General features: G+C 56.4%; 19 protein-coding genes and 1 riboswitch. Of the genes, 9 read left to right on the forward strand and 10 right to left on the reverse strand.

Going from position 1 to position 23,259, the window contains the following annotated elements; all coding sequences use genetic code 11:
• Positions 1 to 5 precede the first annotated feature (5 nt).
• The 3 genes from cphA (at position 6) to ACR0MS_RS12970 (ending at position 5,866) form a co-directional block, all read left to right on the forward strand.
• Positions 6 to 2,807 (forward strand): cyanophycin synthetase, encoded by a 2,802-nt coding sequence (cphA, locus tag ACR0MS_RS12960; RefSeq protein WP_170576727.1) that lies wholly within the window; start codon positions 6 to 8, stop codon positions 2,805 to 2,807.
• 14 nt (positions 2,808 to 2,821) lie between these two features.
• Positions 2,822 to 4,558 (forward strand): Mur ligase family protein, encoded by a 1,737-nt coding sequence (locus ACR0MS_RS12965; RefSeq protein WP_170387170.1) that lies wholly within the window; start codon positions 2,822 to 2,824, stop codon positions 4,556 to 4,558.
• Positions 4,559 to 5,044: 486 nt separating this feature from the next.
• A complete protein-coding gene (locus ACR0MS_RS12970; protein ID WP_170623321.1) occupies positions 5,045 to 5,866 on the forward strand; it encodes an ankyrin repeat domain-containing protein in 822 nt (273 codons plus the stop codon).
• A gap of 901 nt (positions 5,867 to 6,767) precedes the next feature.
• Here the strand turns inward: ACR0MS_RS12970 and ACR0MS_RS12975 are convergent.
• The 7 genes from ACR0MS_RS12975 to ACR0MS_RS13005 all read right to left on the reverse strand — a co-directional run bounded on the left by ACR0MS_RS12975 (position 6,768) and on the right by ACR0MS_RS13005 (position 16,294).
• Positions 6,768 to 9,032 carry a virulence-associated E family protein gene (locus ACR0MS_RS12975; protein WP_480573376.1) on the reverse strand — a complete coding sequence of 755 codons (2,265 nt, stop codon included), beginning with the start codon at positions 9,030 to 9,032 and terminating at the stop codon, positions 6,768 to 6,770.
• 487 nt (positions 9,033 to 9,519) lie between these two features.
• Positions 9,520 to 10,191 (reverse strand): hypothetical protein, encoded by a 672-nt coding sequence (locus ACR0MS_RS12980; protein ID WP_480573379.1) that lies wholly within the window; start codon positions 10,189 to 10,191, stop codon positions 9,520 to 9,522.
• Entirely contained in the window at positions 10,188 to 11,546 is a 1,359-nt protein-coding gene (locus ACR0MS_RS12985) for a tyrosine-type recombinase/integrase (RefSeq protein WP_480573382.1), read from the reverse strand. The genes ACR0MS_RS12980 and ACR0MS_RS12985 overlap by 4 nt, the downstream gene beginning before the upstream one ends.
• A 908-nt stretch (positions 11,547 to 12,454) precedes the next feature.
• Positions 12,455 to 12,640, reverse strand: coding sequence for a hypothetical protein (locus ACR0MS_RS12990; protein ID WP_480573385.1), 186 nt, complete (start codon positions 12,638 to 12,640; stop codon positions 12,455 to 12,457).
• Positions 12,641 to 12,975: 335 nt separating this feature from the next.
• On the reverse strand, positions 12,976 to 13,635 hold the full coding sequence (locus tag ACR0MS_RS12995; protein WP_480573388.1) for a hypothetical protein: 660 nt from the start codon (positions 13,633 to 13,635) through the stop codon (positions 12,976 to 12,978).
• Between the two features lie 3 nt (positions 13,636 to 13,638).
• Positions 13,639 to 15,039, reverse strand: coding sequence for a selenium-binding protein SBP56-related protein (locus tag ACR0MS_RS13000; protein WP_480573391.1), 1,401 nt, complete (start codon positions 15,037 to 15,039; stop codon positions 13,639 to 13,641).
• A 184-nt stretch (positions 15,040 to 15,223) separates the two neighbouring features.
• A complete protein-coding gene (locus ACR0MS_RS13005) occupies positions 15,224 to 16,294 on the reverse strand; it encodes an AbrB family transcriptional regulator (RefSeq protein WP_480573394.1) in 1,071 nt (356 codons plus the stop codon).
• 77 nt (positions 16,295 to 16,371) lie between these two features.
• On the opposite strand from ACR0MS_RS13005, the gene ACR0MS_RS13010 reads away from it, so the two are divergent.
• Positions 16,372 to 17,052, forward strand: coding sequence for a GntR family transcriptional regulator (locus tag ACR0MS_RS13010; RefSeq protein ID WP_480573397.1), 681 nt, complete (start codon positions 16,372 to 16,374; stop codon positions 17,050 to 17,052).
• 25 nt (positions 17,053 to 17,077) lie between these two features.
• On the opposite strand, the gene ACR0MS_RS13015 is transcribed toward ACR0MS_RS13010, so the two are convergent.
• The 3 genes from ACR0MS_RS13015 to ACR0MS_RS13025 all read right to left on the reverse strand — a co-directional run bounded on the left by ACR0MS_RS13015 (position 17,078) and on the right by ACR0MS_RS13025 (position 19,612).
• Positions 17,078 to 17,863 (reverse strand): 1-acyl-sn-glycerol-3-phosphate acyltransferase, encoded by a 786-nt coding sequence (locus tag ACR0MS_RS13015; RefSeq protein WP_480573400.1) that lies wholly within the window; start codon positions 17,861 to 17,863, stop codon positions 17,078 to 17,080.
• 285 nt (positions 17,864 to 18,148) lie between these two features.
• Positions 18,149 to 18,280, reverse strand: coding sequence for a DUF1826 domain-containing protein (locus tag ACR0MS_RS13020; RefSeq protein WP_480573403.1), 132 nt, complete (start codon positions 18,278 to 18,280; stop codon positions 18,149 to 18,151).
• Positions 18,281 to 18,541: 261 nt separating this feature from the next.
• Positions 18,542 to 19,612, reverse strand: a complete 1,071-nt coding sequence (locus tag ACR0MS_RS13025; RefSeq protein WP_480573405.1) for a zinc ABC transporter substrate-binding protein — start codon at positions 19,610 to 19,612, stop codon at positions 18,542 to 18,544.
• 56 nt (positions 19,613 to 19,668) lie between these two features.
• On the opposite strand from ACR0MS_RS13025, the gene ACR0MS_RS13030 reads away from it, so the two are divergent.
• The 5 genes from ACR0MS_RS13030 to ACR0MS_RS13050 all read left to right on the forward strand — a co-directional run bounded on the left by ACR0MS_RS13030 (position 19,669) and on the right by ACR0MS_RS13050 (position 23,259).
• Positions 19,669 to 20,181: a transcriptional repressor gene (locus ACR0MS_RS13030; RefSeq protein ID WP_480573408.1), complete on the forward strand. Its 513-nt coding sequence runs from the start codon at positions 19,669 to 19,671 to the stop codon at positions 20,179 to 20,181.
• Positions 20,182 to 20,183: 2 nt separating this feature from the next.
• Positions 20,184 to 20,915 carry an ATP-binding cassette domain-containing protein gene (locus ACR0MS_RS13035; RefSeq protein ID WP_480573411.1) on the forward strand — a complete coding sequence of 244 codons (732 nt, stop codon included), beginning with the start codon at positions 20,184 to 20,186 and terminating at the stop codon, positions 20,913 to 20,915.
• Positions 20,915 to 21,712, forward strand: a complete 798-nt coding sequence (locus tag ACR0MS_RS13040) for an iron chelate uptake ABC transporter family permease subunit (RefSeq protein WP_480573414.1) — start codon at positions 20,915 to 20,917, stop codon at positions 21,710 to 21,712. The genes ACR0MS_RS13035 and ACR0MS_RS13040 overlap by 1 nt, the downstream gene beginning before the upstream one ends.
• A 95-nt stretch (positions 21,713 to 21,807) precedes the next feature.
• Positions 21,808 to 22,013: riboswitch (cobalamin riboswitch) on the forward strand.
• A 101-nt stretch (positions 22,014 to 22,114) separates the two neighbouring features.
• A complete protein-coding gene (locus ACR0MS_RS13045) occupies positions 22,115 to 22,471 on the forward strand; it encodes a DUF1636 family protein (protein WP_480573417.1) in 357 nt (118 codons plus the stop codon).
• On the forward strand, positions 22,468 to 23,259 hold the full coding sequence (locus tag ACR0MS_RS13050; RefSeq protein ID WP_480573420.1) for an ABC transporter ATP-binding protein: 792 nt from the start codon (positions 22,468 to 22,470) through the stop codon (positions 23,257 to 23,259). Before ACR0MS_RS13045 ends, ACR0MS_RS13050 begins: the two co-directional genes overlap by 4 nt.

Genomic DNA, 23,259 nt, shown 5'->3' on the forward strand with positions numbered 1-23,259 from the left:
GCCTCATGAAAATAATCTCGACCAATATCTTTGTCGGCCCGAATGTCTGGGCAAGTTTTCCGGTCATTCGCCACGTCATTGATCTGGGCGTTCTGGAAGATTGGCCTTCGGCCAAAATTGGTTCCGAGTTTATTGATGCATTGACCCAGGCCCTTCCCGGTCTGGCGGAACATGGCTGTTCCTACCGCGAACCCGGTGGTTTCATCCGCCGATTGCGCGAAGATGAAGGCACTTGGCTTGGTCATGTTTTGGAACATTGTGCCATCGAAGTGCAGAACGTGGCCGGTTCGGATGTAACCTTTGGCCGCACGCGCGGCACAGGCGAACCCGGCCAATACAACATGGTTTACGAATACCGCCAGCGCGATGTTGGTCTGGACGCAGGCAAGCTTGCAATGCGGCTGCTGATGCATCTATTGCCGCAATCCCTCAAGGAACAGGTGGACTACGACTTCGACCCGGAATTCAACTGGGATGACGAGTTGCGTAGCTTTGTGCTGCGGGCGCAGCGCAAGGAGTTTGGTCCCTCAACCGGCTCATTGGTTAAGGCCGCGCAAGAGCGTGACATCCCTTGGATCAGGCTGAATTCTGGGTCACTGGTTCAGTTCGGGCACGGTAAATACCAGAAACGCATTCAGGCAACCATAACCTCTGAGACCAAGCATATCTCGGTCGAGATTTCCTGCGACAAGGAAGACACCCACAATCTGCTGAACGATCTGGGCCTGCCTGTGCCGCAGCAACGCATGATCTATTCCGCGCGTGAAGCCGTGCGCGCCGCCGCGCGGATCGGGCACCCGGTGGTGGTCAAACCGCTCGATGCCAATCATGGGCGTGGTGTTTCGATCAACCTGAACTCGGATGAAGAGGTCGAGGCAGGCTTTGCCGAAGCCAAGGAACATTCCCGCAGCCGCGCCATTCTGGTGGAAAGCTTCATCACCGGGTTCGATCACCGGATGCTGGTGGTGAACAACAAGCTGGTCGCTGTAGCCAAGCGCGTGCCGGGCCATGTGGTGGGCGATGGCACGCACACGATTGCCGAACTGGTCGATATCGTGAACGAGGATCCGCGCCGTGGCATCGGGCATGAAAAAGTGCTGACCATGCTGGAGATCGACAATCAGGCCAACCGCCTGATGGAAAATGCGGGCGTGACGGAAGAAACTGTGCTGCCTGACGGCGAGGTCTTCTATCTGCGATCAACCGCGAACCTGTCGACTGGCGGCACGGCCATAGATCTGACGGATGTGGTGCACCCTGACAACCGTGACATGGCCGAGCGTGCCATCATGGCCGTCGGGCTGGATGTGGGCGGCGTCGATTTCCTGATCGACGACATCACCAAATCCTACAAGGATATCGGCGGCGCGATTGTCGAGGTGAACGCCGCCCCTGGTTTCCGGATGCACGTGGCACCGTCCGAAGGTCAGCCGCGCGACGTGGCGGGCAAAGTGATCGACATGCTGTTTCCGGCCACCGAGGAAACCCGCATTCCCATCGCGGCAATCACCGGAACCAACGGCAAGACGACCACTTCAAGGATGCTGGGGCACATCATGAAAACCAGCGGCAAGACCGTTGGCATGACCTCGACCGATGGCGTTTATGTTGACGGCAAGCTGAGCGTGAAGGGCGACATGACGGGACCTAAGTCGGCACAGATCGTTCTGCGCGACCCGGCTGTCGATTTTGCGGTGATGGAAACCGCACGCGGCGGACTTGTGCGCTCGGGTCTGGGCTATCAGCGCTCGAACGTAGCGGCCTGCCTGAACGTCTCGGCAGATCATCTGGGTCTTGGCGGCATCAACACGGTTGAGGAACTGGCCGTTGTCAAACGCGTGGTGGTGGAAAGCGCCACCGACACGGCAGTTCTGAATGCCGATGACATCAACTGTTTGAAAATGGCCGACTATGCCGGTGCAGATCAGATCTTTTATGTCACCACCAATCCGGGGCACAGCCTGGTCAAGGAACATATCAAGGCAGGCGGCAAGGCAATTGTGCTTGAAAAGGGCATGAATGGTGACATGCTGACCATTTATGACAACGGTCTTCATATCCCGGTGCTGTGGTCGCATCTGATCCCGGCGGCATTGGAAGGCAAGGCCATTTTCAACGTCCAGAACGCGATGTTCGCCGCCGCGATGGCCTATAGTTTCGGAGTGGATCTGGACAATATCCGCCATGGGCTGCGCACCTTCGACACCAGCTATTTCCAGGCACCCGGGCGGATGAATGTCTATGACGAGCATCCCTTCAAGGTGATCCTCGACTATGGCCACAACCCTGCCGCGCTCAAGGCGATGGCGGCTCTGGCCGATCAGTTGGAGGTCAAGGGCCGAAGGCTGTGCGTTGTTGCGATGCCCGGCGACCGGCGCGATGAGGATATCATCGACGGGGCCGCCGCATTGGCCGGGCATTTTGATCATTTCATCTGCAAGGCAGATGACCGCCGCCGGGGCCGTGGACACGACGAAGTACCGCAAATGATGCGGCAGGCCCTGATCGACAACGGCGTCGATGATGCCGCGATCACGATCATCCCGGATGAGGTCGAAGCGGTGACTGCAGCGTTGGAACGGGCCGCACCGGGCGATCTGCTGGTGATTTTCGGTGATGACACAACGCGCTGCTGGAAGCAGATCATCTATTTCAACTCCGATAGCGAAGCGCCGGTCACAGAGGCTGCGCCGGTGGCAAGCCCCATCGACACCTCGTTCGAGGACATGTTCGAAAGCGACCAGAACCTGATCCGGGATGCGCGAGGCGTGCGCCTGGCCCGCGACATCAGCGAAGACGCGGATTAAGCGGGGGTACCGGAATGGACCGGATAGAAGAGCTTGAAAACGCGCTGACAATTGAAAGCGCGTACGCCGATCATGTCCGGGTAGACGATGCCCGACGCTTGACTGGGCCGGGACTGTTGTGGAACCGCCCCGGCGCGGTGATGGATGTGTTTTTCACCGATACCGGCACCGCGCAGGTCACTGCTTTGTGGGAAAAACACGCGCGCCGCGTGCTGGACGCACTTGGCTGGCAGGATCAGGACGTAACCCACCGCAGTTTCACCGGTGGCGTCAATCTGGCGATTTCAGCACCGATGGATCAGCTCTATTCCGCTATCTTCGCGGTGCAAACCGTCTGGCATTTCTGTGCTGCCGAACTGTTGGCATCCGAGCCCGGCGATTTCGATCAGATGGTTGCGGATGTCAAAAGCGTTATGGAGAAAGAAGCCAATCCCGCGCTGATCGCCCTGATTGCGGCAGCAGAAGCGCATGGTGTGGATATCCTGTGCGATGATGACGAAGTGTCGATCGGGCACGGTACTGGCAGTCAGACCTGGCCGGTCGATGCGCTGCCTACCCCCGATGACTTGGACTGGTCGGCTCTGCACAATATCCCGGTGGCCTTCATAACCGGAACCAACGGCAAAACAACCACAACCCGTTTACTTGAGGCGATCGCGCGCGCTTCGGGCAAGGTTGCCGGGCTGACCTCGACCGAATTTGTGCGGGTGGGAGACGACATTCTCGACCGTGGCGATTATTCCGGCCCCGGCGGCGGGCGAATGCTGTTGCGTGACAAAAGGCTGGAGGTCGCCTGTCTGGAAGTCGCGCGCGGAGGAATCCTGCGCCGGGGGCTGCCGACCCGCGCGGCAACGGCAGCGGCGGTCACCAATGTGGCAAACGACCATCTGGGGCAATACGGGGTCAACACGGTGCCGGAACTGGCTCAGGCCAAATTCGCCGTGCATCGCACGCTGGCCGAGGGTGGCGTGCTGGCACTGAATGCCGATGACTTGTATGTCCGCGCAGAAGCGGAAAATACATCCGCAAATATCTGGTGGTTCTCGCTGGATGCGCAGAACAACCTTGTCCGTCAGGCGCGTGATGCGGGCAAGTGCTGCGCCTATGTGCAGGAGGGAGATATCGTCTTTTTCGACGGTGCGGTCGAACAGGTAGTCATTGCAGTTTCCGATGTTCCCCTGACCATGGGCGGCGCTGCGAAATACAATATCCTGAACGCGCTGGCGGCCCTGTGCCTTGCCTTGGCACTGGACTTGCCCGTTCAGGGGGCTCGGGATGGGTTGGCCGGGTTCAAACCCGACGCCAAGGACAACCCCGGACGCTGCAACGAGTTTAGTTACAATAATGCGCGTGTTTTTGTGGATTTTGCGCATAACCCGCATTCGATTTCGGCCGTTTGCGATGCGCTGTCAAGCCTACCGGCGAAACGGCGTTACATTATGCTCAGCCATGCTGGCGATCGGTCGGATCAGGATATTCGGGACGTTACCGCGACGGCGTTAAATTTCCAGCCCGACGTAGTCGTCGCAGCCGAACTGGAAGGGTATTTAAGAGGTCGCGAATTGGGAGAAATCCCGGACCTGATCAAAAAATCCGCCTTAGAACAGGGATATGACGCGCAACAAGTCCTGAGAGCATCTTCGCCCTCTCTAGCTGCCTCGATGATATTGGAAAAGCTGGAACCGGGTGATCTTGCCTTGCTGTTGGTCCTGTCCGAACGCGACGCCGTGCTCGCGATGCTCGACGGATAAACAGAGCCGGGTGCCGGTGTCACGCAGTTGTAGCTAGCACACGGCGATGTAAGCGCGCGCAAATGCAAACAGGCAGGGAAGTATGCACCAAAAATGTTGCACCTTCGACCTGAGACCGATCGGAGGCGGACTACGGTGCAGAACCCGCCAAGTGATCGTTGCGCAGTATCCGGTACTTTGGGCTCAGTGGAGACTTTGAGTGAATTCCACTCAACGACCGCAGTGCGGAAAATGCTGTCGTTCTGTGCGAAGCAGCAGGCCCTCGAAATTGACTCCGAGCCGACATCTATAAATTGACTCAATTGCTGCGGATGCAGCCCGCTTAGCCATCATGCGTTGCGATGGTGGTAATACTTCTTTTGCGAGCGACCACAAAGCTGACGAACTGGCGCGAACGTCGCACAGGAACCCATTTCTTCCGTAGAATTTGGTACAACGACTCAATCTGCTTATGATTGGCTTAAGCCGTTGAATTCGGAGGCGCATATGTTTCGACTAATTATAGTTACTCTGTCGCTGTTCATCTTTCCGTTTGAGAAGGCATTGGCGGAAATCATCCATCTTCACGCCAAACGTGGAAATATTGAGGGCGTTCTCGCGGAGCTAGAAAAGGGTGTGCCGCTCGAACTTCGCAGTACGAACATGACAAGTGCACCGGGCGTTACACCGCTTTTTGTTGCGGCAAAATTCGGCCATACTGAGTTGGTTGAACTTCTTCTTGAGCGAGGTGCCGATCCCACAATTTTTTTCTATCAGGGAAATGATATTTATACGGTTGGAACCGCTCTCCACCATGCGGCCGGGTATGGTCATATCGAAGTAGTAAAAGTGCTCATTGAGGCTGGGGCGGATCCAGCCAGCTATGAACCATATATCTCAACTCCTTTGCATCAGGCGCTGAGAGCGGGGCACATAGAAATCGCCGAGGTGCTCATCGAAGCGGGAGCGCCACAGCGAGTAGAGAGCCAACCGATTGCCGATAAGTTGCAAGGTGCCAATGTTTCAAATGGAGAGTTTCTAGCCAAGGGGTGCGAAGTCTGCCACGGCAAACCTTCGTCGACGGGGATAACAGGTGATAATGGGCCCAACTTTTGGGGAGTATTCGAACGACCCACTGCGTCCGATCCCGAGTTTTCTTATTCAAGTTATTTGCGCGAATTAGGTTTGGTGTGGGATGCAGATACACTGAATAGCTATCTCGCTAGCCCATATCAGTTTGTACCCGGGACGACCAAAGTGATGCTCGGAATTGAAAATGAAAAAGATCGCGTGGATATCATTGCATATCTCGCAACATTGAAAGATTGAGCTGAATTCGGATGGCGACCAGTTTGTCCCGCTTTGCTGGGAGATGACAAAGTGTAGCGAACGTCTGCATTTCACCCACTCCGAAAATTGTTTGCCATGAAGCATCGGTCACATTGGGCTCAGTGTCGTCATCTGACGGTTTTAGTCGGATGACGGCTTTACCCCGGACTGCGGACATCACTGCGTTGATTCCAAAGGCGACAACTTCGTGTTTCAAGGGTGTCAGGAGGATAGTCCATGTCGCATCTATTCTGGCCGGACCAAGAGCTTCTCAACCGCATCAAGCATATGTTCCTAAAGCCACGGGGGGTTGCTCGTGGAGACGACCGAAAGCTTCTCAGCGGCGTCATCCATGTAATTCGCAATGGCTTGCGTTGGTGGGACGCTCCATCCGACTATGAGTCCAGAGCCTAGGAAGCAATCCTAGGGTTGGATCTTTGATTGCTAGCTGGCACGAGTTGCTGGAACAATCTACGAAGATCGAAATAGGTCTGTTATCGCTGGATGCCCCAAAAACTACGGAAAGCCGGGGCTCCGCGCACCCCCCAGGGGCGGCTTTCTTCTCGGAGGGACCCAAGCGAGGTTTCTCCTTAGGTCATAGCCCCACCATAAGCACCTTTCCCGCCTACATCGCCACTGCTTGCCACCCACATGGGGGAGCCTCCCCTGCAGGAGGGGCCACGGGAATCGACAACCCGGGGAGTGTAGCCTTCGTGACCCTGTGACCCGTAGATCGCAAATCTCTCCGTGGTACTCTCAACAACCTTTTCAGACCCTCTCGGGATCACTCCCAATCAACCTTCCTAATATTAGGGGTCACAAGGGTCACAATAGTGTAACAGCATGATATAAAATAGGATTGCGTGACTCCTCCAGCGGTGTATGAGGGGCGCGGCAGGGGTCACAACAGTTCATTTGCCCCTCGCATCCAGACTTTCCCGCTCCGCGTGTGGATCTTTTCGAAGCCCATTGATTTTAAGATGACCCCAACCCGCTTGGAATTTGCCATGGTTTGGTTTACCGGCTTCAGCTCCAAAGCATCGCTGAAAACTTCCCCCATGCGGATCACGCAGCGGTCGACGCGGTCATCATCTACGTACCGCTGGATCTTTTCTACCCAAGGGTCGATCTCTCGGGCTACGTCCTGCACCGGGCGGGCGTGTGCGACCTCGAACTCCCGATCCATCCACCATGGTTCGCCGCCCTTGAAGGCGGCCACAGCTTCGGCAAAAAGCTGATCGCGCTCAGTTCGCAGCTGCGGAATATCGATCAACCCTGGAACCTTAATTGGCCAGAAGCGCCGGCCCCCTGTGGGGTCGCGCAGGAACTCATCATCATTGGACGTCCCGATAAAGATGCACGTGCGTGGAACGTTTGTATAGAATTTGCTCCATGGGAAGCGCACACGGTCGATCTTGCCCGACAGGAACGCTTTTTGGTCTTCTTGATCCGTTTTGCGGCTTGGGGCCAACTCCGCCATCTCAACCAGCCACAGCCCGACCAGATGACGCATCGCTTCCTCCTTGTTATGGATCGAAGGCAGTGTATCGCTGAAATAGCCCTCCCCAGCGAGGATTTCGCCAAGCGTGCTTTTTCCTTGGTCCTGTGCCCCATGGAAGACCACCATGTGATCGAACTTACAGCCCGGTTCTATCATCCTCGCAACCATTGCAATCAGCATCTTGCGGCCAACTGCCCGGGCGTAGGGGGTATCTGAGGTTCCCACGGTCCGAATTAGCCAATCATCAATCCGAGGCCCGCCGTCCCATTCAAGCCCGTTAAGGTAGTCCAAAATTGGGTGGTAGGCGAAGCGTCTAGCCACTACCCCTAAAGCATCTGTGACATTCTGTTTCGTTGCCTTGTTCAGCCCGGCCGTTTCGATCCCGACTTGCGCTAGGGACAATGTGGCATCGTCGACCTTCCCGCCTTCCCATTCCATTTCGTGATTCAGTTTGTTGAAGCGCAGCCCGGGCACAATCGAATCTATATGCCGCCCCAAGATATGGATGGTGTTACTTAAATTGTTCACCAGCTGTCCGTTTCCTAAGGTGATCGGGCTGCCCCAATCTGGTGCGACTATTCCCGGCGGGGGAGCCAGGCCGATTAGATCGTCCCAATCGTCGGGATCAATCATACTACTTTTCTTGGGCCCCGTTGTTGTCGCCTCGGGCACGTCCTCCAAGGTCAGCATGTGCGATAGATCGGGCAGAGGGTCTACCGGCCGCAGCGCCCCGTGCTTCAGCTGTGTCGTGATTATTCGCGTGGCGTCCTTTTCGCCGCCGTAGGCGGCAAGGTAGCCGTTGGATTCCAAAGCGGGTAGGAAGGCATCAAATACGTCGTCTGGCTGTACCAGGTTATTGGCGATCAGACCGCCCAATAGAAACGCCTCGCGGGCAAGCGCGCCGTTGCGGTTTTCCCCTTGGATTGTGGCCGCCAGTCGCTTAGCGGATTGCCGCAGCATCGCCGCTGCGGCCTTCACACGACCGGTGTCGTTGGAAAGGTCTACCGCTGCCATCGGCTCGGACAAGTTCTTCTCGCGCTTTCCTATGGCATTGGCATCGAGGTCGTCGCACTGGTCGACAAATCGGCCGTCTATTAGCCGGACGTCCGGTGTGGTTTTGCCGAATACATAGCCAAAGGTGAAAGATTGAGATGCGGTAAAAGACTCGTTAGCAAGCACACCGCCCAACGCCCCATTCAGTCTGGCCACCAGCTGTGCGCGGCCGGAGGGTGACAACTCCTTTGAGCAAGGGCACAAGGCGCGCCAGCGGTGTTTTCTGTTCAATGGGTCATGCGAAGGCGACGTGTATAGAAAGGCGGCAACATTTACCTTACGTAGTAGCTTTTCGGTTTCATCAAGGCTCATCAAGCCCGCATCGTAGTCGACTTCGATGCCCGAGATAGCGATGTGAGCCGCGTTACTTCGCAGCGCGTTTTTCTCGGTGCGCTCGCCAGAAAAGCGGCCGAGCTTGATATGGGCCATTGCGCTCTTGCTGGAAGCGCAAAACTCGCCGCTGGACACGCGCTTCGCCAGCTGCCGCAGTGTTGCCTCTTCCTCTTCAGACTGTTGCGCATAGCGATTTGCGAAAAACGTGATCGCAAGCGGGTTATCCAGTGCAGGTCGCAGATTGTTGCCTTGTTCAATATTGCTGCTTGGGGTATTCATTTACCGTACCTTTCTTCCGTTTGGTGCAATCGAAGACCCCTTGCCGATGGTCGCGGCGAGGGGTTCATCGTCGAATATTGTTGTCAGTTTTCGCTAGAACGGGGCTTTGGCTGAGAGCGTAGAACGTACTGCTGTGCAGTCCGAATCTACGTCAACCCTGCGTCGCGGCGTTTACAGTTCGGGCCTCTGCCCATTTTAAAAGGCTGGGAACGTGATACCGAACAGCTGAGCGCCCAAAGATCACGTAGGGTGGGCCATCTGGGTCCTTGTGAAAACGGAACTTTTCGAGCAATGAACGGGACAATCCAAGGACCTTCGCCGCCGTCACGGTGTCAATATAGAGAGGGATATTTTGGGTTTGCATATTAGCCTCCGGACTTTGATCAGTTCGGACCAAAATGCATAGAATTTGAATTTATCATAATAAACGCAAGTAATTAGATTCCAAGCGCAAGTAGGTGGAAACCAAAATGCAGTTCCGTTTAACCTAGGAAGCCTCGGACTTAATTTTCTTCGCCCAATTGTAAATCGTGCTATCAGGCGGGGTATAATCGAACTCATGCGCGAACTCTTTTATGATTGCCGCCACCGTTTTTCCGGCACTGAGGCCCTCCTGCAAGAGAGGGTAAAACAGTTCTCGGTCCGGATTTGGTTTCCTATCCCATTTGGCTTTCCCACCCATTGAGGCGACTTCAGAGGCCATCAAAGGGGCTTGTACAGACCTAGTGTCACCGTATGCTGAGTCCGTTGGAAAGAACCGGCGGCAAATCTCGTCCGCTAGAGCAATATCAAGCCAAGGTACCACAATACCGGCTTCAACGGCCGCTCGGACTGCATTTTTGGGTTTAATTGTTCCGCTGAGCACCGCCACCCCTCGCAGTCGTTCAAAGCGGTCATTCAACTCCATTTCATTGACGTGGCTCGGTGTGCCCGGAAGGAACCACCAACCGCCCGGTTCCAAACTTATCGACACTTCCGGATCTATGCCCGCCAGCAGAAACATGGTTTCAGTTGCCGACCAATTCGGCCGCTGAAGCCAGTCTCGAAGCTGAAACACTCCTAGTCGTTCGTGTCTTGTTAAGTGCGGTAGTTCGACTTCGAGCGTTTCAATCTCAGAATCGTTTGCATCTAAAGGGTGTTCAGTTTTTTCGTTGTTCATGTGCGGTTTTCATGATCATAGGACACCAAATTATCGTCACAGAGCCCAAGGGCTGATGCAATGGTATTTCCGATTTGATCTGCGGCCCGGCGCATCGGATCGGACGCCAAATGCGCGTACCGTTGTGTGGTGCTGGACTGCGAGTGCCCCAGGAGTCCGCCAATTTGATGAAGGGACAGACCGGCACCTGCGCCTACGGCTGCCGCGTTGTGGCGCAGGTCGTGAAGCCGAACGTCCGACAGCCCAGCAACGGCACGCACCGCGTACCAGCACCGGTTTATGTCTGCACGGGGCTTTTCGTCTGGCGTACCAGCCGAACTGGACGCTATTACGTAGCGCCCGCGCCGAGGCAAGCTTTCAAGAACCGACATAGCTGCACTACCCAAGAAAATTGGTTTTGCTCCGGATTTGGAATCTTCGAGTCGGAGGAGGCTACGCTCCCAGTCTACGTGCCGCCATTCGAGGTGCAGAATCTCGCGCAAACGTGCACCGGTCAGAAGCAGCAGCCGAATTGCGGCAACCGAAAAAACGTCGAAGCGCGTGAAGCGGTTCTCTGGTTTGGGTAGGTGTTTTGAGTTGGGATTGGTTTCGTCCGCCTTCCATGCGAGGCCACTGGTTTCTGCCTGACGCAATGCTTTGCCGAGCCTGCCCATTTCGGCTTCAGAAAGATACCGTTCGCGCCCTTTTTCTTTGAATGCCTCGACCTGTTTGGCAGGATTGGCGGTACCTTCCGGCAGCAGTCCCATATCAAGTGCCCATGAATACATTGCCTTCAAGACGGCTAAGCAACGGTTTGCAATGTAGGGACCGCCGCGAGTCTTGATTGCCGCCCCACGCCGTGCTCGGGGTTCGGCCTTGACCTTAACCTTTGCAGCAATGCGTTGGTGCATCTTGGAGACGTCCTGCCGTGTCAGCGAAACGGCCTTTCTGGACCCCAAGGCGGGGAGGATATGACAGTCGAGAACTCCACGATACAGTGCAACCGTACTAGGCTTGCGCTTGGCTTCCACATGGTTTGCCATCCATTTTTTGGCTATTTCAGCCACCGTGTCGGCCGCACGTTCGTTCGAGCGTTCGGCCGCCACATCCTGACCAAGCCGTGCCTTCGCCAGAATGTCCTTCGCCATCGTGCGTGCCGCTTCCGGTGTAAGCATCTCGGGATCACCCAGCGTTAAGCGTCTCTTTGCAACACCGCGTCCACCATTGCCAGGCCGGTACTCTACAATCCACTTGCGCGAGCCAGTGGGGCGCACTGCCAGACCAAAGCCCTTCAGCGTTTCGTCATAGAACACCACGCGCTTTTCCGCTGTTTGCAAAGTGGCAATGGTCTTGCGGGTCAGTCGCACAGTCGGCATTTGGGGTACCTCAGAATGTGTCGCCACCGAGTCGCCACCGTGGCCTCAAAGACAAGGATACGTAGTCCATCTGGATGAAACAATATATAAGTTAATTCAGAGGCTTAATGATACTTTGTGCAACGTTGTGAAGCCCAATGTAAGCCCCAAAGCCTGACTACGAATCAAGGGGTCGGGGGTTCGAATCCTCCTCGGTCCGCCACTTGGTGAAAACTTCCGAAAAAACTTGATGGTGTTTGCTCAGGTCTGAGCGGCGTTATCCGTTTAGCATCCTGAAATGTGCAGGGATCACCTGGCAGTTAAGTGCGCTGGGCAGCGGGACCGCTTTTTTCGGCGCGTCCGCCGACGACTATGGCACTCATCAAGACAATACCGAAAAACGTGGGAACTCCGACAATTGGACCACCGATGGCGGACGCCATCCCGGTTATTACCAAGACGATAAGCAATGACAGCGACTGTGTTTTGATCATCTCAATACCCTTTTCGCGTTTTGGACGTCACTTTTGTTAAGTGGTCTGACCAAAGGCCCAAGGCTTGCGGCGCCGTGCCAAAATCTTGTGAGTTTCCGTCTGATTGTGTCGTGCACAGGCTTGGGTGGAGATGAGACGCCGAAAATAATCGCACAGGTGTCTGTGAAATGACCGTTCCCATCAAACGCGCTTTTACCGATAGGAGTTGGCAAAACTGCGAACGAATTTGGCAGCCGGGCGCAAGCCATATGGCTGGGCGTCAGCCACATATTCGGCAATCCGGCCGAACAGCGTGGCTACAATGTCCGCTGAGGGGAGTTCGGCAGGATAAGGGGGTGCGGCCCGCAGCCGACGTACCACGCACTCACAACAGTTGCGGTGCCCCCCCTTAGTCAAATCGGGTCGGGTGAAGACTGCGACGTCAGTCCGTGAAACTCAGCCATTGCGCATTTCGACCAGTGTCAGGGTGTCTGAAAAAGGATCATAGGCGCAAAAGCCGGGGTCCAATTCAGATCCTGAAGGGTCCTGTAGGCCGATGCTGATCAGGAAACCTTCGTGGTTGATGTGACGTTCTTCGATCCTGCGAAACGGAACCCGATATCCTGCGTCGTGCCACAACATTTTGCATCTTGTGCCCAGTGCAAGCTCTGGGTCTGTAAAGGCGCGATACAATTGAAGAAAAAAGGCGCAGACAAAAGACAGCACCGCCAAACCTGCCAATATCTTGAATTTGTGCCGCAAGAAAAATCCTATCTGTCTCAAGGCCTTACGCATATGGCCGCTAAAAAATTCGCAAACTGAAAAACGCACTACTGGTAATAACTTACCTCAGGATGCGTTTTGTCCAAAGCCGTTAGTTTTGGCTTGTTTTCCAAGTCATCCAACCTTGATTTCAGCTTTCGGGGTCGGTGGTTTTTCTGTTGAACAGACAAGATCGTTGCCAAAGATCGGTCGGTTTAGTGAGTGAAGATCAGTGAAATTGATCCCACAAGGATCAGGCTGAGCGCCCAAACCAGATCCAGGTTGAACCAGCTTTTCGACAGAAACCTGAGACCCAGCCAATGATAGACGCCAAAGGCAAGCAGGCCTCCGGAAACCGTCATGGCAAAGGTATGAGCAAGGGCAACAGCAACGGCAATCCCGGCATTTCCGGTCATCAGGTCAGACGCGGCCGCGTGGCCTGCGTTTGTTGCGACCGTGCGGCAGATACCTAGATAGATCGGAACCAGCATCAGGCCCGCTCCGTGGGCCAGCGCTGCCAGAAATGACCACAGCACCAGCTTTGACGGAGGCACACGCGCAAGAAAACGAGGGTGGCGGCGATTGAAAAGCAGATAGAGGCCCAAGCCAATCACCAAACACGACGCGGCAATTTGAATTTCCCGCTGCCATTCAGCCAGAACCAGCAATGCGGTGAAGGGGAACAAGATTGCCGCCATCGCCAGAAGATGCCCGGTCGCCAAGGCGAGCAGCGCCCGGAAGAGACTGCCGCCGCTTTTGTCCATCAATGCAGCGGACACCGCCAAGGGCCAACCCATTCCCGGGTTGATCCCATGATATATGCCCGAGGCGACAACAGCCCACCAAAGGGCTGTTGCCGTATCTAAACCGTCCACGCGTCAGACAGACGGATAACAGAAGCTGTCGGTTGAACAATCGCCGCCTTCCAGACGAATCTGGTGGCTGCGATAGCCCTTTGGAAACGTGACATAGAAGTCCTTGTCCAGTTCCAGCCCGCCATTTTCGCCGACATTGGCCATCACCATCTGGCCGCCTTCGTCATCGGGGTAGAACTGGTCGTCCCATGTCGAATACAACGAGTTGGTCCAGTAGACCCGCTTGCCGTCCCGACTGATCTCGACCATCTGGGGGCCATAGGCAAAGCCTTTGCCGTTGGGGTGTTTTGTTCCGCGGGCAATTCCGCCCAACTCAACCTTGCCGGTCAGTTTGGGTTTCATTGGGTCGGATACATCATACTGATGCATTTCACCCTGACCCCAGCACGCGACGTAAAGATATTTGTCGTCGAGGCTCAGGTCGATGTCGGTGACCAGTGGCGGAACGGCCTCGAACCCCTGCAACAGGGGTGGAAGGTTTTCGGCCTTTTCTGGCCGGGGGTCGATCGTGATCGTTTTCTTGGCTTCGAATGTGCCGTCATCCTTTTGCCACCAGGTGAAGATTGATCCCTGCAGGTTGGTCGTGTCCACAACGACCCCGCAGAACCCGTAATCCTTTGCCGGATCATGCGCAGGCCGGATTTCCAGCGCCATCTGGTGATTTTCACCAAGGTCGATGGTCTGAGCATTGCGGCGTTCACGCAGGTTCCAGAAGTGGATTTTGTGCCCGTATTTGTTGGACAGCAAATCCTCGGCCACGATCCCGTTTTCAAATTGCGGGGGCAGGGCCCATTCCGAGCTTACCATGTAATCGCGCGGAAGGTTCCACCAGAAGTCGTAGTGCTTGGTCTGTTCACCCCGATCCATCTCGTATCGGCCAAGGATTTCGAAGCTTTCACAATCCATGATGAAAATGCCGGGTGGTCCGTCCGTGCCGTCTTTGCCGCCACCCCCAAGCGTCGAGACATAGATACCTTCAGGGCCGCAATGGATCGTATGGGGTCGCGAATACCCTGTCTTGGCGAACACCTCTTCGGGCTCGATTATCTTGTGTATTTTTGCCTTAAGCGGTTCTTTGACGTCGATCACGTAGATGCGCGAGGAACGAATGCCCGGAATGATCAGATACCTGCGCTCAAGAAAGGCGTGTCCGGTCAGCGGGGACAGCGCGGACGAACACGCGTTCCAGCCGAAATGATGAAACTCATCGCCTTTGTTGGGCATAATGAGTTTGTGAACAATCTTGCTGTAGGTTTTGGAGTTGGGATCCACGTCAATGACTGCCAGCCCATCCGGTTTGGAACCGTCGGGACTTAGCATCAATGTAAAGGCCAGCGTCTCCGCCGGAGCCTCCATCGCGAGTTTCGGTGTTGCATGAAATGTAGGATCAGGTCTCAGGTTCATATCTGGCTCCTCCCAAAGCGCGGGCGCCGAGCCGAAAGGGTAGGCCGAAAAACGCCCATTCCTGAGAATGCCACATATTCAAGATTCGTTAAATATATGGCGGCAGGAGATCAATGCCGGGTATCGTCCTTGACCGGCAGACTCAACGACCCAAGTGCCGGTCCAAAGCGAAATGCCCTGCAAATTATGGTTGGTCCTTCGGTTTGGACAATCGCAGGATAAGGCTTGCCGCAATCGGCGCGCCTATGATGACCAGCACAATTCGTGTCAGGTGGTGCGTGATGACAAACCCCAGATCCGCGCCCGAGACGATGGCCAGAACTGTCATCTCGGCCTGCCCGCCGGGGGCAAAGGCAAGGAACGCTTCGACCGGACGCCCCAGACCCAAAGTTGTTACGACGGCAGTGAACCCTGCCGCCAAAACCGCGAGCACAACGACATAGGCGAACCCTGCCGCGACCACGCGCCGAAGCTCTCTCCAGGTGACACCCACGAATTGCACCCCTATGCCACAGCCGATGAAGAACTGAGCCGCCAAGATCGCCTCACGCGGGGGGCGTGAGTGGATGAAGTCGCCCAGCGATAGCGCGGCTGTCAAAATCATGGGGCCCAGAATGGATGCACCGAACAATCCGATTCTCTCTCCCCCCTTCCAGCCGATCAATGCGGCCAGGACCATCAGCAGAACTTCGTGAATGGGCAGTTCGCTGGCGGGCTGTCCAATCGGGTTTGTCAGTTCCGCATCGTAGAACACCGCCAGAAATATGGGCGCCAATGTCACGATGATCAGAACGCGTGTCCCGTGGATCAGCGACAGGGTGCGCGGGTTTGCCCCGGCTTCGGTCCCGAAAATGATCATGTCCTGCAAGCCGCCGGGCATGGCGGCATAGAATGCAGTCTTGGTGTCAAACCCCCAGAGCTTGCGGAAGAACGGGACACCTATCAGGGCGATCAGGATGATGAACACGGGGATCAGCATGATCGAGGCCGCCATTTTGGGCAGTTCGACAAACAGGCTGGGTGTGATTGACGCGCCGACCGCAACACCCAGAATTGTACGCGCTGCAACGGAAACCTGTCCGAAGCCTGCCATCGGCGCATGGGCCAGAGCAGCCATCAGGCAAGCTGTCATCGGGCCGAACAGAAACGGCAGCGGCAGGTTCAGCGCCCAGAAAATCACGGTGCCAAGACCCGCAAGGCCCGCAGTTACGGACCTTTTCAGCAGCAAAGAATGTTGAGTGTCTTGAGTAGCCAACTCTCGTGTTCCATCGACATTGACTCATTTTGTATCCATATGTATTCAACTGGACGCAACATGCAAGTATCGGCGTTATGAGCATTCAGGACGATCAAAACAAACCCGGGCCGCAGGGCAATTCCGCTTATCAATCTCTGTTGGACGAAATTCGCGCAGGGGCTTTGTTGCCGGGGGATCGCCTGCGCGAGATCGAACTGTCAGAACGGCTGGGAGTCAGCCGAACGCCTGTTCGCGAAGCGATCCGGCAACTCGAGGCGGATGGGCTGGTTACGCATGTTCCACGCCTTGGCGCGACGGTTCGCAGTCTCGACTACGCCGAAGTGATGGAGCTGTATGAGATGCGCGCGGTGCTTGAAGGGACCGCGGCGCGACTTGCTGCGCGGGCGGCCTCTGACATCGAACTGGATGAGCTGGACGTTCTCAATGATCGGCTGGCCGAGGCGGGTACAGGGTCGGATGCTGTTCGGATCAACAAGATTTTCCACGCCACGTTGCTGGATGCGGCAAAAAACAGGTTTCTGGCAAAATCCACATTGTCTTTGCAAAAGGCGCTGTTGATTCTGGGACCCTCACAGCTTTTGGACAGTGAACGGGCCGAGTCAGCCGTGGCCGAACATCGGCGCATCATGGCCGCGTTGAAGGCGCGCGACGGGGCGGCGGCAGAATCCGAAATGCGTGCACATGTTCAGGCGGCGCAACGTATGCGCATCCGCGCGCTGCAGGAACGCGACCGGGCAAAGGACCGGGATATGTGAAGCCCGGAGTTAAGCAATTTAGCCACTATTGCTCATAGAGACCGGGCACCAACCCTTCGGACAGTCTTTTCAGAATGTCGGGCGCGGTGCCCGCTGGCTGAACCGGGCCATAGTGAACATTATATGAGCCGCCAAGTTTGGCAATCAACTCGGACACGTATCGCAGAGACGCGACTTTGCGCCCGAACTCGTCATTGCCCCCACTCAGAACCGCAGCCAGACGACGTGTCCGGTAGTAGTGCCGAGAGTTGCGCATATTCGCCGAAGCGGGAATGATCGGCGCCCCGGTTTCTGCCGAGACACGGGTCACTCCGGTCCTCCAGGGAGGCTCGACCAGACGGCCATCTTTCAGATACGGAACACGGCCAGAGCCGAACACGAGCAGGGCACCATCATCCTTTAGATGTTGCAGCATTCCGGCGCGGGTCTGTCGGGCCGTCAGAACCCTGTCCTTTTGATCCAGATCCACCGGAACGATCAGATCGCGGCCCAGAAACCGTTCTGCCTCGCGTCCGGCGACGACTTTGAGGTCAGCGCGATGATCCTGCAATGCCCCCGCATGGGCCAGAAAATCAAAGGTCCCGATCGGATGGGTCGACGCGATGACGACCGCGCCTCGGGTCGGAATATTCTCAAGCCCATGGGCGCGGATCGTGGTTCCCTGGTTCATCTCCAAAACCGCGCGCACCAATTCGGGTCCGGTACGCTCACCAAGTTCCAACAATATTTCTTCGGTTTCTTTCAGGGCAAAGAAAGCCTGACCGGTCGTGGTCCGGTTGACCCAGTCGATGCCCTCCATCAGTTGCCGCAAGACCTTTAACCTAAAGTCTGCTCCAACTGGTATGCGCAGACGAGCGCGCAGTAGGTCGTCCACCGGATTATCAGTTTTACCTTTTCCCAAGCCGTGCCCAAACCCTTGCTTTGTTGTGACCAAGACGCTTACACGCTTTCAATTCAACTGCACAACCTTGCAGCGGGTTTCAGGCTGGGGCCTCGTGGTTTGAAGAGGGCTAGGTCGACGGGTACGGAAGCCTCCCTTCCGGATCGTCTGTGCGGTTACGCTTTCTGAGTTTCGTCTGGCCGAGATTTCGCGGCATCACTCGTCTTCTTCGATGTTAAAAACGGGGTCCAGCACCAGAACAAGGCGTGTCTCACCCGTGCCCGCGATTGGGGGCGAGCGATGTAGCAAACCAGATGGAGGGGGCGGGGGCCAAAGCGTGCCGCGCATCCCAGCAGTTCGATTTTGGCCAGTCCGTCGGGTGTATCAGATACGCCCACTCCGACGGCTGCGCTGCTCAGGTCTTTACGATGGTCCGTCACGCGGCATCCTCCATTTGGCGCCTCTGCGGAAGCGGATCGGGCCGTCGGCCTAGAGGTTGGGATTGATAACGTCAGCAGATCGCGATCACTTGGAACCTTGGAAATCACTCACTTGCGATACCACTGACGTTCAGCCCGACCGAGAGTTCAACGTCGGTCGGGCAGGGGATCAAAGGCAATCAGCCAGAGTTTTCGCCATGTTGCGTATGACTTGCGGGTACAGCGCTGCTCCGGGTTCAAGATCCGAACCAAGCGGGTCGATCACGCCGGTATTGGCATCGGTTCCATCCATCACGACCTTGACGATCCCCGGATTGAACTGCGGTTCGGCCAAAACGCATGTCACGCCTTCGTCTTTGATGCGCGCCTGAATTTCAGCAATCCGGGCGGGGCTTGGGTCGGATGCATCGGCGATCGAGATCGCACCTGAGGCGGGGAAATCGAACGCATCCTCAAAATACTGATAGGCATCGTGGAATACGATGAAGCTGCCTCCTCGGACCGGTTCCAGCGTCTCGGAGACCTCAGCAGACAATGCTGCCATTTCTTCGCGCGCCGCCGCAGCGTTTGCGAAATACGAACCGGCGTTATCCGGGTCAGCCGCAGACAGTTGAGCGGCGATCACGTTCAACCAGGTATTTGCGTTTTCAGGCGACAGCCACGCGTGCGGGTCATGTTCCCCGTGTGCGTGATCATCATGGTCGTCATGCCCGTCGTGATCTGCGTGGTCGTCATGATCATCATGCGCATGTTCGTCGTCATGGTCATCGTGATCATGTTCACCGTCATAATCATGGTCGTCGTGGTCCTTGTCTTCGGCGTGTTCGTCATGCCCGTGGTCATCCCCGTGGTCCCCGTGATCCTCATGATCATGGGCCTCGAACAAGGCGCTTTCACGGAAGTCCAGAAGAACCGTCCCATCCGTTTCCAACAGGGTCGTGACGGTAGCGCCGTCAGCAAGGGTTTCGACGGCACCTTCCATCCACGGTGTCAGATCATCGCCCATCCAAAAAACCAGATCTGCATCTTGCAGTGCAGCGGCTTCTGAGGGGCGCAGGTTGTATTCATGCGGCGATGCCCCAGGAGCAATGATCAGGTCCGGCGTTCCGACACCTTGCATTACCCGCGCAACAAGCGAGTGAACCGGCGCGATATCGACCGCAACATTGGGGACATCGGCCATGGCCGTCCCGCCCATGAATGCAGCGGTAAGAGTTAGTGGAACAAGCTTTCTGGACATCAGGCCCTCGATGTGATTTTATAACATTGCGAGCGATATACATGATATGGAATAACATGACAAGTGATACGCAACCCGCAATGACCGAGGATACGGCCCCGGTTGGGTTCCAAAAGCATGACCACAAGACTTGTGTCGAAACCGGGCTCTCGGCAGCGGAAAACCGATGCAAAGAAGAAGGCCTGCGTCTGACACCCGTCCGTCGCAAGGTTTTGGAGATGTTGTTGCAAGAACATCGGGCGCTGGGCGCTTACACGATTCTCGACCGCTTGCGCGAAGAAGGCTTTGGGTCGCAGCCACCGGTGGCCTATCGCGCGCTCGACTTTCTTGTCCAGAACGGGTTCGTGCACAAGATCGAGCGACTGAATGCGTTTGTTGCCTGTTCCCACCCGGGGGCCTCTCATTCGCCAGCTTTTATGATCTGCCGAAAATGCGACGCCGTGGCCGAGGCGCAATCCACGCCGGCCAAAGGCGTTCTCGGGGCAGCGGCGCGTGCGGCGGGTTTCGAAATCGAACGAACGGTTGTAGAAGCCGAGGGGCTTTGCCCCGACTGCACCGAAAAGGCGTAGAAATGACCCTGATCACTGTTGAAAAACTTAGCGTACGGTATGGTGCGAATACCGTTCTGCACAATGTGGATATGGCGATCGAAGCCGGTGAGATTGTCACCATCGTTGGCCCGAACGGTTCAGGTAAGACCAGTCTGCTCAGGGCCATTATCGGCGCGACCAATCCCTCTGCTGGCAAGGTTTCCCTGAAGCCGGGGCTGAAAATTGGCTATGTGCCACAGAAACTGCATGTCGATCCGACATTGCCGATCTCGGTGTCACGGTTCATGCGCCTGACTCACCGCGTTTCGCAAGGTGACTGCGCCAAAGCGCTGGAAGCGGCAGGGGTCCCGGATCTGTTAAAGCGCCAAATGTCACAGTTGTCAGGGGGGCAGTTCCAGCGCGTGCTGCTGGCACGGGCTCTGATCAATCGTCCTGACATCCTTTTGCTGGATGAAGCCACGCAAGGTCTCGACCAGCGGGGCTCGGCCAGTTTTTACCAGCAGATCGAGTCGGTGAGACGGGAAAGCGGTTGCGCCATTCTGATGATCAGCCACGAGTTGCACGTTGTTATGAGCGCATCGGACAGGGTGATCTGCCTCAACGGTCATGTCTGCTGCGAGGGGTCGCCTGCCGTTGTTGCGTCGGCACCGGAATACCGCGCCTTGTTCGGAACCGGAACGGGCGGCGCACTTGCCCTTTATCGTCACGAACATGATCACCACCACGACCACTCTCACGAAGCGGCAGAATAATGCTTGATGATTTTATGACGCGGGCAACGCTCGCCGGTATTGGCGTGGCCTTTGCAGCCGCCCCCCTTGGGTGTTTTGTGGTCTGGCGGCGCATGGCGTATTTCGGGGATGCAACGGCGCATGCCGCGATCCTTGGGGTTGCCCTGTCTCTGGCGTTCCAGATGTCAATCTTTCTGGGCGCGCTGGTTGTTGCGCTTATTATGGCGCTGGCCGTCACCATGCTGTCTGGTCGCGGATATGCCATGGATACGCTTCTGGGTGTCATGGCGCATTCGTCGCTTGCCTTTGGCCTTGTCGCCGTGTCGTTTTTGTCCGGCATTCGCATCGACCTGATGGCCTATCTTTTTGGTGACATTCTGTCTGTTTCACGCGCCGATCTTGTCGTGATCTGGGGTGGAGCCGCGCTGGTTGTCGCGTTGATCGTATGGCGCTGGTCGCAACTGCTGACGGCTACGCTGAACGAGGAATTGGCCTACGCCACCGGGTTCGACCCCAAGCGCGAACAGTTGATCCTGACTTTGTCTTTGGCCGTTACGGTTGCCGTCGCGATCAAGGTGGTCGGCGTGTTGCTCATCGCTGCGATGCTGATCATCCCAGCAGCGGCCGCACGCAGCCTTGCGCGATCCCCGGAAACGATGGCGTTGATTGCAGCGGCAATTGGGGCTTTCTCGGCTGTTGCGGGACTGCGAGCAGCTTATGTGTTCGACACACCGGCGGGCCCTTCGATCGTCTGCGTGGCTGCAGTGTTGTTTGCCGGTTTCAGTCTTTTCGGTTGGAGGTCGCGAAGCGGGGTGTAATACCGCAAAGCTTTGGACTTATCTTGCCGGGCATTGCGTGTTTCGAAAACTGAGTGGCCCCCACAACAATGTCGTTGACCTGACATGTGATCTGGGGCACTCGTTCGGATGATGGTTCCCGATGGTGCGCCCAAGGGATGAAAAGGGAATACGGTGCGGCTGCCTTTTGGCGCCCAGTCCGTGACTGCCCCCGCAACTGTAAGCGGTGAGCGACGCCTACGACCCACTGGCCCAAGTGCCGGGAAGGATGGCCAAGCATTGACCCGCAAGTCAGGAGACCTGCCATCAAGTGTTAACCAACCCGGGGCGGGGCGTCCTGGAAGGAGGCTTTGATGACACGAAGACATCGTGTTTACATTTCCGGCACCTTCCGCCCGCGCTTTGAAGCAGGCGGAGGAAACTGTGCCATCAACGCCTGACCATTTTCTTCTGATCTGCAAAACGTGCAAAGGCGAAGCCCGCGCGCAGGACTTGTCGGACGCCTTGTCAGACTGTTTGCCCGATGGTTTTGCTATTCGCACCGTCGATTGCATGGCCGGATGCGCGCGGCCTGTGACTGTCGGGTTCCAGGCAATCGACAAAGCGCAGTATCTATTTGGCGATATTCAGGACGCGCAGGATATTCAGGCGCTGATTGACTTTGCCCGCCAATACAAAGACAGCGCGGATGGCTGGACCAATGCAACCGAGCGTCCTGAACCACTGTTTACAAAAACACTGTCTCGTATGCCCCGCCTTGAAAAAGGGGGGTGCTTGTGACCAACCCGGCTATTTTGGCGGTGCGCGATCTGACGCATCAGGTACTCAGCGGCGATGTCCTGTTGCAGGAGGTCTCTTTCACCCTATGCGAAGGAGCGATCCTTGCCATTGCCGGGCCCAACGGGGCGGGCAAGACAACATTGTTGAACCTGTTATGCGGTGCACACGACGTCGGCCAAGGTGATGTTCTGGTCAATGGCCGCAGTCTGAAACGGATGTCCGCCCGAGATCGGGCCCGGACGATTGCCGTGGTCAGCCAGCAGGAGTTTCCTGATGGCAGGCTGCTGCTGCGGGATTATGTGGCGCTGGGCCAGATCCCGATCCGCGCCGACCGATCCGCGGATGAACACGCTGCGGATCTGGTCAGAATCCTGAACCTCACCGGGCTCAGTGCTTTGGCCGACAAAAAGATGGCCGTTCTGTCCGGGGGGGAACGTCAACGTGCGCATATCGCTCGCGCTCTGGCTCAGAATCCTACGCTTTTGTTTCTGGACGAACCCACCAACCATCTGGACCCGGATACGAAGGGGCGGATGCTGTCGCTGGTCGCCGAGCTGGGCATCACCGTGGTGATGATCCTGCATGATCTGGTGATGATCCCAGAATTTGCCACGCATGTGGCGCTGATGAAAGACACCCGGCTGACCGGTTTTGGGCTGGTGGCTGACGTGCTGACCCCGGACAGGGTCCGCGACACGTTTGGCGTCGATTACCTGTGCTTTCACCACGAAGGCCGCGTGATCCCGGCGCTGGATATCCGAAAAACCTCGATCACATCTTATGAATAG

It is taken from the genome of Ruegeria sp. CJ2 (assembly GCF_056536745.1).